13 protein-coding genes and 5 tRNA genes are annotated in these 14,659 nt (G+C 29.3%); 5 read left to right on the top strand and 13 right to left on the bottom strand.

Annotated features, from left to right (window positions below; all coding sequences use genetic code 11):
- From ACTCCZ_RS06500 to ACTCCZ_RS06510, 3 genes are all read left to right on the top strand, one after another.
- The coding region (locus tag ACTCCZ_RS06500) for a hypothetical protein (RefSeq protein ID WP_463187210.1) at positions 1 to 314 on the top strand (314 nt) is incomplete at its 5' end.
- Between the two features lie 132 nt (positions 315 to 446).
- Positions 447 to 2,462, top strand: coding sequence for a glycine--tRNA ligase subunit beta (gene glyS / locus ACTCCZ_RS06505; RefSeq protein ID WP_079579174.1), 2,016 nt, complete (start codon positions 447 to 449; stop codon positions 2,460 to 2,462).
- Between the two features lie 108 nt (positions 2,463 to 2,570).
- Positions 2,571 to 2,735 carry a hypothetical protein gene (locus ACTCCZ_RS06510; RefSeq protein WP_165773084.1) on the top strand — a complete coding sequence of 55 codons (165 nt, stop codon included), beginning with the start codon at positions 2,571 to 2,573 and terminating at the stop codon, positions 2,733 to 2,735.
- 232 nt (positions 2,736 to 2,967) lie between these two features.
- Here ACTCCZ_RS06510 and ACTCCZ_RS06515 read toward each other — a convergent pair.
- The 5 genes from ACTCCZ_RS06515 to ACTCCZ_RS06535 all read right to left on the bottom strand — a co-directional run bounded on the left by ACTCCZ_RS06515 (position 2,968) and on the right by ACTCCZ_RS06535 (position 3,475).
- Positions 2,968 to 3,042: transfer RNA gene (locus ACTCCZ_RS06515), tRNA-Gln, on the bottom strand.
- 7 nt (positions 3,043 to 3,049) lie between these two features.
- Positions 3,050 to 3,126: transfer RNA gene (locus ACTCCZ_RS06520), tRNA-Thr, on the bottom strand.
- Between the two features lie 94 nt (positions 3,127 to 3,220).
- A tRNA-Met gene (locus tag ACTCCZ_RS06525) sits at positions 3,221 to 3,297 on the bottom strand.
- A 17-nt stretch (positions 3,298 to 3,314) separates the two neighbouring features.
- A tRNA-Met gene (locus ACTCCZ_RS06530) sits at positions 3,315 to 3,391 on the bottom strand.
- Positions 3,392 to 3,400: 9 nt separating this feature from the next.
- Positions 3,401 to 3,475, bottom strand: a tRNA-Gln gene (locus tag ACTCCZ_RS06535).
- A gap of 113 nt (positions 3,476 to 3,588) precedes the next feature.
- On the opposite strand from ACTCCZ_RS06535, the gene ACTCCZ_RS06540 reads away from it, so the two are divergent.
- Positions 3,589 to 4,620 (top strand): bifunctional 3,4-dihydroxy-2-butanone 4-phosphate synthase/GTP cyclohydrolase II, encoded by a 1,032-nt coding sequence (locus ACTCCZ_RS06540; protein WP_079579176.1) that lies wholly within the window; start codon positions 3,589 to 3,591, stop codon positions 4,618 to 4,620.
- 65 nt (positions 4,621 to 4,685) lie between these two features.
- Here ACTCCZ_RS06540 and pckA read toward each other — a convergent pair whose 3' ends face one another.
- Genes pckA through ACTCCZ_RS06560 form a run of 4 tightly spaced genes read right to left on the bottom strand, consistent with a single transcriptional unit; the run spans position 4,686 to position 9,680 of the window.
- Entirely contained in the window at positions 4,686 to 6,266 is a 1,581-nt protein-coding gene (gene pckA, locus ACTCCZ_RS06545; protein WP_079579178.1) for a phosphoenolpyruvate carboxykinase (ATP), read from the bottom strand.
- 34 nt (positions 6,267 to 6,300) lie between these two features.
- Positions 6,301 to 7,629: a sodium ion-translocating decarboxylase subunit beta gene (locus tag ACTCCZ_RS06550; RefSeq protein ID WP_079579180.1), complete on the bottom strand. Its 1,329-nt coding sequence runs from the start codon at positions 7,627 to 7,629 to the stop codon at positions 6,301 to 6,303.
- A 14-nt stretch (positions 7,630 to 7,643) separates the two neighbouring features.
- Positions 7,644 to 9,434, bottom strand: a complete 1,791-nt coding sequence (locus ACTCCZ_RS06555) for a biotin/lipoyl-containing protein (protein ID WP_079579182.1) — start codon at positions 9,432 to 9,434, stop codon at positions 7,644 to 7,646.
- Between the two features lie 6 nt (positions 9,435 to 9,440).
- Positions 9,441 to 9,680: an OadG family protein gene (locus ACTCCZ_RS06560; protein WP_079579184.1), complete on the bottom strand. Its 240-nt coding sequence runs from the start codon at positions 9,678 to 9,680 to the stop codon at positions 9,441 to 9,443.
- A gap of 330 nt (positions 9,681 to 10,010) precedes the next feature.
- On the opposite strand from ACTCCZ_RS06560, the gene ACTCCZ_RS06565 reads away from it, so the two are divergent.
- Positions 10,011 to 10,667 (top strand): S24 family peptidase, encoded by a 657-nt coding sequence (locus ACTCCZ_RS06565; protein ID WP_099335235.1) that lies wholly within the window; start codon positions 10,011 to 10,013, stop codon positions 10,665 to 10,667.
- Here ACTCCZ_RS06565 and ACTCCZ_RS06570 read toward each other — a convergent pair.
- The 4 genes from ACTCCZ_RS06570 to ACTCCZ_RS06585 are packed head-to-tail and all read right to left on the bottom strand — an operon-like array spanning position 10,664 to position 14,658.
- Positions 10,664 to 11,656 carry a peptidoglycan synthetase gene (locus tag ACTCCZ_RS06570; RefSeq protein ID WP_099335234.1) on the bottom strand — a complete coding sequence of 331 codons (993 nt, stop codon included), beginning with the start codon at positions 11,654 to 11,656 and terminating at the stop codon, positions 10,664 to 10,666. The two genes, ACTCCZ_RS06565 and ACTCCZ_RS06570, sit on opposite strands and share 4 nt — an antisense overlap.
- Complete coding sequence (metG, locus tag ACTCCZ_RS06575) at positions 11,656 to 13,596, bottom strand: methionine--tRNA ligase (protein WP_079579842.1); 1,941 nt, start codon at positions 13,594 to 13,596, stop codon at positions 11,656 to 11,658. Before metG ends, ACTCCZ_RS06570 begins: the two co-directional genes overlap by 1 nt.
- 14 nt (positions 13,597 to 13,610) lie before the next feature.
- Positions 13,611 to 13,823, bottom strand: a complete 213-nt coding sequence (locus ACTCCZ_RS06580) for a hypothetical protein (RefSeq protein ID WP_079579843.1) — start codon at positions 13,821 to 13,823, stop codon at positions 13,611 to 13,613.
- The gene (locus ACTCCZ_RS06585; RefSeq protein ID WP_079579844.1) at positions 13,813 to 14,658 is read right to left on the bottom strand and encodes a class 1 fructose-bisphosphatase; all 846 of its coding nucleotides are present in this window, start codon (positions 14,656 to 14,658) and stop codon (positions 13,813 to 13,815) included. The genes ACTCCZ_RS06580 and ACTCCZ_RS06585 overlap by 11 nt, the downstream gene beginning before the upstream one ends.
- Position 14,659: the final 1 nt, after the last annotated feature.

The raw sequence follows: 14,659 nt of genomic DNA on the forward strand, positions 1-14,659 counted from the left end.
ATAAAAGAGTATTTTTGATTATGATTATATTACTTTTGATGACTATTCTAGTGGGATGTGAGGGGCAGGGAGATTTAAAGATAATTACCTATGATAATCAAGGGGATTTATTAGATGATGTTTATGTAGGTCTTTATTCAGCAAAGTATGAACAACGTCTGGATTTTGCTTATACAATCAATGGAGAGGTTAACTTTATAGGGTTACCTAGTGGCATATATAGAGTTAAACTGGTCTCATGGGAGAGTTCAGAGGAGTTAGAGATACAGGTTAAAGATGGAGAGAGCACTTATTTAAAGCTAAAGATTGAGTAACTATAGTCATTCAACTTTACAAAGAAATTTAAATTAAGGTTAAGTTGGATGACGGTAACGGGTAACGAGTTGAAATCAAAAAACATAAAAATAAACTCGAGGAAAAAGAGAAAAGAAAGAAGGACAAGATAGATGAATAAACCATTATTGATTGAGATTGGTGTTGAAGAATTACCAGCAATTCCATTTTTAAAAGAGTTAGCAAATATTGAAAAAAAATGGAGTGATATATTAGAAAAAAATAAATTATTATGTGGTTTTGATTTCTTTTATACACCAAGAAGATTGGTTTTATGGCATAGAGAATTTCCTGTTTCTCAAGCTAATAGTGTAGTAGAGCAGTTTGGTGCTCCTATTAAAATTGCTTATAAAGATAATAAACCAACAAATGCAGCAATTGGTTTTGCTAAAAAATGTGGTGTTGAAGTTGAAGATTTAGAGCAAATTGATAAAGGAAAAGGTCCTGTTTTATACTTTAAACAAGAAGTGCCAGGAAAACAAAGTGTTACTTTATTAAATGAAATGGTAAATGAATTTATTAACTCTTTAAATTTTGGTAAATCAATGAGATGGGGAAGTAGAACTGATAGTTTTATAAGACCTATTAGAAGTTTATCTATTCTTTTAGAAAATAAAATTGTTGAAGCAGAGTTATTTGGAGTAAAATCATCTAATTTCTCATTTGCCCATAGAATGGTTTCATATGAGCCATTTACTTATGATTTTGCAGGAGATTATTTCTGTAAGTTAGATAAAAATGGAGTTATATTATATCCAGATGAAAGAAGAAAAATAATCTTAGAGCAAATGAAAAAGATTGAAGTTTCAAATGATGTGAAAATTGACATCGATGAAGATTTATTAGAAGAAATCGTTGCAATTACTGAATATCCCACAGCACTTATTGGAAAGTTTGATGAAGAGTTTTTAGAGTTACCTGAAGAAGTTATTGTTACATCTATGAAAGAGCATCAAAGATATTTTGCAGTTTATAAAGATGGAAAATTATCAAATAACTTTATTGTAGTATCAAATTCAAAAACAGATGACTTTAGTGCAATTGTTGCTGGAAATGAAAAAGTACTAAGACCAAGATTATCAGATGCAATGTTTTTTTACAAAAATGATATTGCAAATGGCTTAAATAATGAAGGATTAAAGAATCTTGTATTTGTTGAAGGTCTTGGTTCTATGTATGAAAAATGTGAAAGAGAAGCAAAAATAGCTTTATATTTAGCAAATGAATTCAATGAAACAAATAAAAAATTACTTGAAAAAGCAGTTATGTTAAGTAAAGCTGATTTGATGTCTGAAATGGTTTATGAATTTACTGAGTTACAAGGACTAATGGGTTATTATTATGCAAAAATTGCAAATGAAGATGATTTAGTTTGTATGGCATTAAAAGAGCAATATTTACCAGATGGAGAAGACTCAAACCTACCATCAAGTAAATTTTCTGCAATTGTTGCATTATCATATAAGCTTGATAACTTAATGGGATTGTTTAGTGTAGGTAAAATTCCAACTGGTTCAAAAGATCCATTTGGATTAAGACGAGCAGCAGCAGGTATAGTAAAAATTGCAATGGAACATAAACTATCAATTAATTTAGATAAAATTATAACTAATTTAGCAAATAATTATAAAGGCTTAGATAAATCACAACTTCTAGATTTTTTTAATGAAAGATTATTTAAAATATTTGAAGTAAACCCATCTGTTTTAAAAGCAGTTTTAGGAAGTGGTGAAAAAGATATATATAAGATATCTTTAAAACTTTGTGCATTAAATCCAATTGTTCAAAGTGATGATTTTAAAGAGATATCTACAACATTTAAAAGAGTTGCTAATATAATAAAAGATATAGACGTAGATAAAAAATTAGAAGTAAAAGATGCTTTATTAGAAGATAATGAAGAAAAAGAGTTATATGAAGCATATAAAGCAGTAACATCAAAAAAATTTGATGATTATGAAGTGCAATTAGATGAGTTATTTGCTTTAAAATCTCAATTGGATAATTTCTTTGATAATGTATTTGTTAACCATGAAAATGAAGATATAAAAACAAATAGAAAAAATTTAATAGGCTTAGTATATCAAGCTTTTAAAAATATTGCTGACATTAAAGAGATTACTATATAATCTTATAAAAAGTAAGAAGTACCCTTCTTGCTTTTTACAATACTCTAAGGAGTTAAAAACTACACTACTACTATCATTTGTGTTTAATTATTAAAATAAAGGATTAAAGTGAAAAGAGTATTTTTATCTGTAGCACTTATTTTTGTTTTTAATGGATGTGCTACTTGGAAAGGTATTAAAAAAGATAGTAATGATGCTTGGGAAGCAACTAAAGATGGAAGTTCTAAAGTTTATAATAAAACAAAAGAAACAATTCATGAAGCTACAGAATAGTTTCTTTTAATAAAAATTTCATCAAAGGAACAAAAATTATTATTGTAGGTTTATTGTTGAATGATTACAATTTATAAAGGAGAACAATGTTCCTAAGATGAAATAATTGATAAGATAAAATTTAATATGAATAATTGTTTGAATTTAAATGTATAATATATAAATGTATGAATAATTGAATGAAATTTTATCTTACCATTGCAGAAAATATAATAATTTACTACTATAAAAGTGGATGGGGTAGTAGGATTCGAACCTACGAATGACGGCACCAAAAGCCGTTGCCTTACCACTTGGCGATACCCCAATAATAGTGGAGCTGGTGATAGGAGTCGAACCTACGACCTGCTGATTACAAATCAGCTGCTCTAGCCAACTGAGCTACACCAGCAAAATAATAATTTTAATATGTGTTAAAATTACAGGCGGAATTATATAAAAATAAATTTAAATTAAACTTAAATTTTTAATTATGAATTTTAATATGGTGTCAAGAGAGAGACTTGAACTCTCGACCTCCGGCTTATGAGACCAGCGCTCTAGCCAGCTGAGCTACCTTGACATATTTAAAATTGTGATTGGTTGCGGAAACAAGATTTGAACTTGTGACCTTCGGGTTATGAGCCCGACGAGCTACCTGACTGCTCTATTCCGCGTCTTAAAAGTGGATGGGGTAGTAGGATTCGAACCTACGAATGACGGCACCAAAAGCCGTTGCCTTACCACTTGGCGATACCCCAAATTTTAAGTCCTGAAATTATAGTCAAAAAAAAATAAATTGTCAAGCATTTTTATGGTTTTTTTTGAATTTTTTGATATAATATTAGGGAAATTTATATAAAAAAGAGTTATTATGTCAGCTATAAAAAGAGTAAAAGAAGCGATTGAAGAAATAAAAAAAGGAAATATGGTCATCATGTTAGATGATGAAGATAGAGAAAATGAAGGTGATTTAGTTTATGCAGCAGCTTTAAGTACAGCAGATAAAGTAAACTTTATGGCATCAAATGCAAAAGGTTTAATCTGCGTATCTGTAACAAAAGAGACAGCTAATAAATTAAATTTAAATCCAATGGTTGAGTCAAATACTTCATCTTATGAAACTGCATTTACTGTTTCTGTTGATGCAGTTGATGCAGCAACTGGTATTAGTGCAGGAGAAAGAGATGATACTATTAAGATTTTAGCTAATCCTGTTTCAAAACCACAAGAGCTTGTAAGACCTGGGCATATTTTTCCATTGATTGCAAAAGATGGTGGAGTTTTAGTTAGAACTGGACATACAGAGGGAAGTGTTGATTTATGTAAACTAGCAGGTTTTAATGGTGAAGCTGTTATTTGTGAAATCATGAAAGATGATGGAACAATGGCAAGAAGAGATGATTTAGATATTTTTGCACAAAAACATAAGTTAAAACAAATTTATATTTCAGATTTAGTAGAGTATAGATTATCTCATGAAAAACTTGTAGAAGAAATCTCTAGTGAAGAGATTGATTTTTTTGGTTCAAAAGCAATTAAAAAAGAGTTTAAAGACCATTTAGAAAATATTCATACAGCAATTATTTTTAAAGAATTAAATGATATATCTCATGTAAAGTTTCATACAATTATCCCTGATATAGAACTGTTTTTAAATGGTGAGAAAATACACTCATTACTTAAAACAATTAATTTTTTACAAGCAAAAGGTGGAATACTTATCTTTTTAAGTGATAAAAGAACAAATAAAGAATCACAAAAAGATTATGGTATTGGAGCACAAATTTTAAATAGTTTAAATATTAAAAAGATAAAACTTATGACAAGTGGAGGTAAACATTCATTTGTTGGACTTCAAGGTTTTGGATTAGAAATTTGTGAAGAGATACAAATAGAAGGTTAGTTAAAATAGATTCTAACTAGTTTTTATATAAAAGAAGTAGTTTTATCTACTTCTTTTACTTATAATTAAAGTTGTGGACCAGCAGCAGTGAAGTCAAATTCACTCTCTAATGTAAGATATTTTTTAAAGTTTTCTATATACATTCCTGCAAGTTTTTTTGCTGTTTCATCATATGCTTCTTTATCTTCCCATGTATTTCTTGGATTTAATACTTCTGTATCTACCCCACTTAAAGTTTTAGGAATTGACAAATTAAAATATGGAAGCATTTCAAATTCAGAAGAGTTAATTGAACCATCTAAAATTGCATTTATACAAGCTCTAGTATTTTTAATACTCATTCTTGAACCAATGCCATAAGGACCACCAGTCCATCCAGTATTTACTAAAAAGACATTTACATTGTGTTTGTCGATTTTTTTACCTAGAAGTTCAGCATATACAGTAGGATTTAATGGTAAAAATGCTTCACCAAAACAAGATGAGAAAGTAGCAACAGGCTCAGTAATACCTCTTTCTGTTCCTGCTACTTTTGCAGTATAACCACTTAAAAAGTAATACATAGCTTGATCTCTTGTAAGTTTTGAAACAGGAGGTAAAATGCCAAATGCATCAGCACATAAGAAAATGATATTTTGTGGATGTCCACCTTTCATATCAGGAGTATGGTTTTCTATATGCTCTAAAGGATAAGAAACTCTTGTATTTTCTGTTTTACTACCATCTGTATAATCAACAACACCATTTTCGTCATATATTACATTTTCTAAAATAGCACCTTTTTTAATAGCACCAAAAATTTCAGGTTCAGATTTTTCATCAAGATTAATTACTTTTGCATAACAACCACCCTCAAAGTTGAAAATTCCATTATCATCCCAGCCATGTTCATCATCACCAATTAAAGCTCTGTTTGGGTCAGTTGATAATGTAGTTTTTCCAGTTCCTGAAAGACCAAAGAATAGGGCAGTATCACCATCTTTTCCAATATTTGCAGAACAATGCATAGATAATTTTCCCTCTAAAGGAAGCCAATAGTTCATCATAGAAAAAACACCTTTTTTCATTTCACCTGCATACCAAGTACCACCGATGATTGCACAGTTTTCTTCTACATTAAATACTACATAAACCTCAGAGTGTAAGTTATGACTAACATAAGATTTATCAATTGTTTTACAAGAATTATATATTGTAAACTCAGGTTTAAAATTATCTAATTCTTCTTTTGTTTGTGGAACAATAAACATATTTTGAATAAAATGAGCTTGCCAAGCAACTTCTGTAATAAATCTAACAGATTTTCTACTATCTAAACTAGCACCACAATAAACATCTGTTACATATAAATCTTTATTACTTAACTGTTTTTTAGAATTTGTTAATAAATCCTCATAAACATCTTTTGTAACAGCTTGATTTATATCACCCCAAGAAATATATTTATTTGATGGGTCTTGATTTACAAAAAATTTATCTTTAGGGCTTCTTCCTGTAAAGATACCAGTATCAATCATTAGTGCACCAGTTGATGAAACTTTAGCACCTTCATTATCTACAGCGTGTTTTATTAGGGTGTCTATATCAAGATTTCTATAGACTTTCCCTACATTCTCAAGTCCAAGTGAGTTTTCTATATCAGGCATTTATACTTCTTTCCTACTATTTATTATTATATTATTATTTAAAAATCGATAAAAGTACACCAGCAGCTACGGCAGAACCTATAACTCCAGCAACATTTGGACCCATTGCATGCATAAGCATAATATTTGAAGGGTCATATTTTTGTCCTTCTTTACTTACAACTCTTGCAGCCATTGGAACGGCTGATACTCCAGCTGCACCAATTAATGGGTTTATTTGATTGTCTTTTGAACTAACTTTATTCATAATCTTAGCCATAATAAGCCCTGCAGCAGTACCCGCAGCAAATGCAACTAGTCCAATTACCATAATTCCCATAGTCTCAGCAACTAAAAATTGTTCAGCAGCAAGTTTTGAACCAACTCCTAGTCCTAAAAAAATTGTAACTATGTTAATTAATGCGTTTTGCATTGTATCAGAAAGTCTCTCAACAACTCCTGATTCTTTTGCAAAATTACCAAAACAAAGTGCACCAATTAGTGGTGAAGCATCCGGTAAAATCAGTAAAGTAAGCACTAAAACAACAATAGGAAAAACAATTTTTTCAAGTTTAGAAACTTTTCTCATTGATCTCATTTTTATTTTTCTTTCTGCATCAGTTGTAAGTGCTCTCATAATTGGAGGTTGAATAACTGGAACTAGTGCCATATATGAATATGCAGCAACTGCAATTGCACCTAATAATTCAGGAGCTAGTGCAGAAGCTATAAAAATAGATGTTGGTCCATCTGCTCCACCAATAATAGAAATAGCAGCAGCTTGTTGTAAACTAAACTCAATTCCAGGAACATATTGTGAAAGTACAACTGCACCAACTAAAGAACCAAATATACCAAATTGCGCTGCTCCACCTAATAGTGCAGTTTTAGGATTTGCAAGAAGAGGACCAAAGTCAGTCATTGCCCCAACACCCATAAATATCAATAAAGGGAAAAATTCATTTGCAATACCCATATTGTAAATAATACCAAGCATACCATGATCACCGGCAATATTTGCAATGGGTATATTAGCTAATATTCCACCAAAACCAATTGGAATTAAAAGTAAGGGTTCAAATCCTTTTTTTATTGCTAAATAAAATAGTACAAAACAAATAATAATCATAAGTACTCTACCAAAGCTTTGAGCAAAAAGAGTCATGTCTTCTCCATGAGAATCTTTTACTCCCTCTTTTGGATTAACAATAGCATTAAGTCCTGTAGTATGATAAAATGACTTAATTAATTCTGGTAAAGTTCTTGATTCATATTCTGTTTCTTCAGTTTGTGTAGTTTCATGACTTGTAGTAGCTGCAAGTGTATTAACACTGCAGATACTCATCAAAAAAACAAAAATTGATATAATTAGATTTTTCTTCATCATTACTCCATTTATTAGCTAATAATAGCTAAAGATTGTCCCTCATCAACTGCTTCATTTTGAGATACTAATATTTTTGAAACTGTACCTGCTTGTGGCGCAGTAATATCAATTTCCATTTTCATAGCTTCTAAAATCATTAGTTTTTGATCTTTTTCAACTTTTTCACCTTCTTTAACTAGAATCTTCCAAACATTACCATTAACTGCAGCTGGAACTTCTTGTTGATTTTCTGTAGAAGTTTCTACAGTTTCTTTTTTTGATGTTTCTGCTGGAGTAATTTGAATATTGGCATCACCTTCTGCAACTGTTACATTAAACTTTTGTCCATCTACTACTACAGTGTAGTTTCCACTAGCATTATTCATATTTTTACTTTCCCCTTGTTTACAAACTTTTTCATTTTTTCTTACACTTAAAGGACTATCACCTTTTAAGAATGCAATCCCTTTTTCATCGCATGCTGCTGCAATAAAAATATTTTCTTCTGTAGTTTCAATATTTTCTTCATTTAATCTATTTTCCCAATATGCCATAGTCTTTTTTTCATCTCTATCTGCTATATCTAAAGGATTTTCAGAAGTTGGTTCTAGTTTTAATTTCTCAGAAGCTAGTTTTACTACCTCTTCATCTGGTTTTGTAGGAGTTTTTCCAAAATATCCAAGTACCATTTTTCCATAACCTGGAGCTATTTGTTTCCATGGTCCAAACATTACATTTGCATATGCTTGTTGCCAATAAAATTGAGAAACAGGAGTAACAGATGTTCCATATCCACCTTTTTCTACAACTTCTCTCATTGCTTTAATTACATCTGGGAATTTATCTAAAGTTCCATTATCTCTCATCATTTGTGTATTTGCTGTTAAAGCTCCACCAGGCATTGGTGAGAAAGGAATTAAAGGAGATACTTGAGTAGCTTCTGGTGGAATAAAGTAATCTTTTAAACAATCAGCTAAAACTTCTTGATACTTTAATACTTTTTCAGTCTCAAGTCCACCAAGATCATAATTCTTGCCTTTTACTGCATGTAACATTGTTAAAATATCAGGTTGAGATGTACCTCCACTAACTGGACTTGCAGCTAAGTCAATACCATCAGCTCCTGCTTCTAGTGCAGCTAAATAACAAGCTATTGATACACCAGCAGTTTCATGAGTATGAAGTCTTATATGTGTATCATCACCAACAAGTTTTCTTGCCATTTTAATAGTTTCGTAAATCTTTTGAGGAGAACTTGTACCTGAAGCATCTTTGAAACAAATTGAATCATAAGGTACATTACTATCTAAAATATTTCTTAAAGTTTTTTCATAAAAAGGCACATCATGTGCTCCAACACAGCCAGGAGGTAAGTCCATTAGTGTTACAACTACTTCATGATTTAAATTATACTTTTTAATACATTCAGCAGAATATTCCAAGTTTTGAACATCATTTAATGCATCAAAGTTTCTAATAGTAGAAACACCATGTTTTGCAAACATTTTTGCATGCATTTCAACAAGCTCCCTTGAACCTGTATCAAGCATAACTGTGTTTATTCCTCTTGCTAAAGTTTGAAGATTTGCATCAGGACCGACTATTTCTCTAAATCTATCCATCATATCAAAAGCATTCTCTCTTAAATAGAAGAATAAAGATTGAAATCTTGCTCCTCCACCAAACTCAAAGTGAGTTATTCCAGCATCTTTCGCAGCTTCAACAGCTGGAAAGAAATCCTCCATTAGAACTCTACCACCAAAGACAGATTGAAATCCATCTCTAAAAGTAGTATCCATGACATCTATATATTTCTTCGCCATTTTATATTAACCTTTAAGATTTTCATGATGTTGAACAGCAGCTACGATAGCAGCTATTTTTGTAGAATTAGAAGCAACAGGTGCTTGCGGTTTTTTTACAGGTTGTTTTTCCTTCTCAGGAAAATACTTACTTATTAAGGCAGCTTGCCCTTTAAGCACAAAAATTAAAATTATTAAAAATGAGAATACAACTCCCATCCCTAAAACCATAAACTTGAGTGCTTCAATTATTATATTTTCTTCCATATTACTCTCCGTGGTTACCACTGTAATTTGTAAGTACAATTTTATATTAAAGTAGCTTTATTAAAATTTATAAATGACCACTTTTTTACTAAAGTTTTGGATTTTTTTCAATAATTTAATATTTAAAGAATTTTTTCTCCAAGTTTATATAAAATTATATCAATTTTATATATAATTTCCATTACAAAATCAGTAAAATCTAAAAATTTTTCTCCCATTTTTAATCCTTTTTGAAATTTTATGCCAAATTATAATATTTTTTATTAAAACTATTGAAAAATATTTCAAATTGTAATATAATTATTTAAAATTTATGTATGGAGTGATTTTATGTTGATTGTAAGTGAAATTGTTGAGAAATTAAAAGATGTAATTAGTGCAGATGGCAAAATAGGAAAGGTTTTTGATAAAGATGTGGCAAACGAACTTGAATTAAGTCAAGCAAATTTTGCTACTATGAAAAATAGAGGAAAAATTCCTTTTCAAAATATTCTTGATTTTTGTGCAAAAAAAAGAATTTCAATTAACTGGTTACTATATAATCAAAATCCTAACTCTTTATTAGATTCTACAGATAAATATTGGATAAAATATTATCCAGATATTAGAGTTAGTGCTGGTGGTGGTGCCTATGAAGATGATGAAAGTTTAGAGTTATTAGAAGTACCTGAATATTTTATACGAATGCTTGGTGGACAGGAAAATCTAAAAAATATTGATGCTATAAATGTTATTGGTGATTCAATGGAGCCTACATTAAATTCTGGGAATATTATTTTCTTAGATAAAACAAAAGTTGATTCAAGAAGAGAAGGAATATATGCTTTTACAACAATTCACGGACTTTTTGTTAAAAGAATTCAACAAAGAGTAGATGGTCAGCTAGATATAATCTCTGATAATAAGGATTATCCAAAACAAATATTAGAAGCAAATGATATTAATATTTTAGGAAAAGTTGTAGGATCTTTTGGAATGGTATATTAAAAAGCAAGTGTAGTTTGCATTTGCTTTTGATTTATTATTTCAAAAACGTCTTCATATTTATATCCAATCAAATATGCAGCATTAAATTGATTTTCTTTTAAATAATCTTTTACTTTATAAATATCTTCAAGAATAATTTGTTTAGCAAAAAAATTATTTATATACTTATTTGTAATAAAAAGTTTTATTCCAAATTTGTAATTTGTCTTTAAATAATTAATCTCTTCTTCAATAAAATCACTATCTTCTTGAACAATTAAAAATTTATTGCTTTTACCAAACTCAGTTTGATTTATAAATTTATCAACAAAAAGTGGTCTAAGTAAAGTTGAATTTTTTAGCTTTGAAAAATCTACTTCATCATTTAGAAATTCCCATGCTGAAAGCAACTCTTCTATATATAGTGTTGAAACTTTTATTTTTTGAAAATATATATCTTTGTATGTAAATGATGTTTCAAAAATAGTATGTTTAATAATATTTTTGATATCTTCTTTTTTTACAAATGGTATTTGTTGATTTTTTGGATATAAATTATTCATGAGTTTATTATTACAAAAAATAAGTTTATCTTTATCTTCTATATAATCCAAAATCTTCAATGCATCATCAATATTTTTAATAAGTTTTATTTGTGTATTATGAGAATTTTTAAGGCAATGAATAAAATTAAAAATAGTTTTTTTGCAATTATAAGCATATAAATCATAATTTGATAGCTTAAATCTTATAAGTTTAATTAATGCTTCATCTAAGTTATTAACTTTAATCCAAGCAATCTCAAAATCTGTAACTTTTACATTTGAATCAACTAATATTAAAAAAGCGCCATTTTCAATTGCTAAATTTATATCATCTAGATTTTTTGCAACAAAAAGATCACCTTCTTTTACTTTCAAAGCTTCAAGTTTAATATTATATATAAATGAAATAGAAGGAGAGTTTAGAGTCTCTCCATCTACAATATCGATTATTGATGATACTTTCACTAGCTTATTTTAGTTCCAGAAATTTTTGTTTTCTCAGGTCTAATTAGACATAAACCATTTTCATCTTTTGCAGCTAAAAGCATACCTTCACTTAGCATACCCATTAGTTTTGCAGGTTTTAAGTTTGCAACAACACAAGCTTGAGTTCCAATTAAATCTTCAGCTTTATAAAACTCTTTTATTCCTGCTAATACTTGTCTATTTTTTTCTTCTCCTACATCTACTTGTAGTTTTAGAAGTTTTTTAGATTTTGGTACTTCAACTGCATCAACAATTGTTCCAACTTTTATTGTTGTTTCAAAAAATTTATCAATAGTAATTAGATTATCTTCTTCTACTATTTCTTCTTTTTGTTCAACTTCGTTTTTGTCTTTTTTAACTTCAGGAGCACCTTTTAATATAGGCTCTTCAATTCTTGGAAAAAGTTGCTCAACTTTTGTAATTGTAGTAGTTGATAATAAACCTTTATTTACTATTAGTTCTTTATATAGCTTTGTATTTATATTTATTCCCAAAGATTGTGCAATCTTAGAAATCTTTTCAGGCATAACAGATTGAAGTAAAATTGCACATTTTGCCATAATATTTGTAATTAATGCTACAAGTGCCATAGCTTCATCTGTTTTACCTTCTTTCATTTTTGTCCATGGCTCATAATCACCAATTGCTTTATTTGCTATTGTTAAAACTTTCCATATCTCTTCAAGATATCTATTGATTTGCATATTGAAAATCAAATCTTCTACATTTTCTAAAATAGAGTTAACTTCATCTAACTCTTTTTTATGATATTTTTCTACATTTGCAGAATCAATTTTGAAATCAAAATATTTTCCACTCATACCAGAAATTCTATTTAATAAATTTCCTAAATCATTTCCTAAATCAGAGTTAATTCTATCAATTAGTGCTTTTTGTGAAAAATCACCATCTTGACCAAAAGGAACTTCTCTTAATATAAAATATCTAAAAGCATCTAATCCATAAGCATCAGCTACTTCTTTTGGATCAACAACATTCCCTTTTGATTTAGACATCTTTTCACCATCTCTTGTCCACCAACCATGTGCTGCAATGTGTTTTGGTAAAGGAAGTTCTAAACTCATTAAAAATGCTGGCCAATAAATTGAGTGAAATCTTAAAATATCTTTTCCAACTAAATGAATACTTGCTGGCCAAAAATTAAACTCTTTTTTATCTCCTCCATAACCAAGTGCTGAAATATAATTAATTAGCGCATCAAGCCAAACATACATTACATGTTTTGGTTCATTTATAGAATCAGGAAGTTTTACTCCCCACTCAAAAGATGTTCTTGAAATAGAAAGATCTCTTAAGCCACCTTTTACAAAATTAATAATTTCATTCTTTTTAGATCTTGGTAAAATACAATCTTCGTTCTCTTCATACCATTTTAGTAGTTTATCTTCATAAGCTGATAGTTTAAAAAAGAAACTCTCTTCTTTTACTATTGAAGTTGGCTTACCACAGTCAGGACAAAATTGTTCATCAATTAATTGTTTTTCTGTAAAAAATGTTTCACAAGATACACAATAAAATCCTTCATATTCACCTTTATATATATCACCTTTTTCATACATCTTTTCAAATGCTTTTTGAGCACCTAATTTGTGTTGTTCATCTGTTGTTCTAATAAACTTATCATAAGTAATATCAAAGTCATCCCATAATTTTTTAAATTTTCCAGATACTTCATCTGCATACTCTTTTGGTGTTTTACCCCTAGCTTGAGCACTTTGAGCAATTTTTTGACCATGCTCATCTGTACCTGTTAGAAAGTAAGTGTTATGACCAGTAAGCCTAGAGTATCTTGCTAGCATATCTGCGATAATAGTAGTATAAGCGTGACCTATGTGTGCCACGTCATTTACGTAATAAATTGGTGTTGTGATATATACATTTTTACAAGTTTCTTCCATTTTTTACCTCTTAATTAAAATTCAAATCCACCGCCAGAGCCCTTATTCATTGACTCATAAACAGCTAATACATATTTTTTTCTTAATTCGCACTCAAAAAACAAAGAGCAAGATTTACAAGATTCAAGCTCTTTTGAATTTTGGCACTGTTTTAATCCTTTTAAAGCTTCTTCTAGCTTTAAGTCCCATTCATCAATTATAATTTCGTTAGGATTATTATTTTGCATTTTCTTTATATACTTTTAAAACTTTTTTTATCTCTTCATTTGAACCAAAAAAACAAGGAGTAGTATCATGAATATGAGTAGTTTCTACTTCTAAAGCTCTTTTAAATCCATCAATTGCTTGTCCATTTGCTTTTTCATAAATATAAGCAAAAGGAAAAACTTCAAAAAGTTGTCTTAATTTTCCTTTTGGTCTGTCTGTTGTTCCTGGATATGAAAAAAGACCACCACCTTTTAGTAAAATCTGATGTAAATCAGGAACCATTCCTCCTGAATATCTTAATCTATATCCATCTTCAAAAATTTCATCAATCATTTTCTTATGAAAAGCAGCCCAGCAGTTTTGTGTAGAACCTGGTGCATTTAATTTACCTTTTTCATTAAGTTTAAGTTCTTGCATAAATTTAAACTCATTATTTATTAGTCTATACATTTTAACATCATCTGTGGCAATTACAAGTTCAACCCTTGGCCCATAAACAACATATGCAGCAGCAACTAAATTATTACCTGTGAAATCATTTTCATAAATACCAAAAATTGAACCAACTGAAAGATTTACATCAACAAGTGATGAACCATCTAAAGGATCATAAGCTATTAAGTATTTTCCATTTTCATTTAAAGGTACAATTTTTTCTTGTTCTTCACTAACAATAGCTTTAATACAAGAAACATTTTTAAAAATTGCCTCTATAATTTCATCACTTGCAATATCTAATTTTAATTGAGTATCACCAGTTGAATTCTCATTTGTACTTTTACTAGTATCACCAGTTTCAATTAAATTCTTTATATCTATTGCTGATTTTTTTATAGCATCAAAAATCTCTGTCATT

This window comes from Malaciobacter sp. (genome assembly GCF_055140965.1).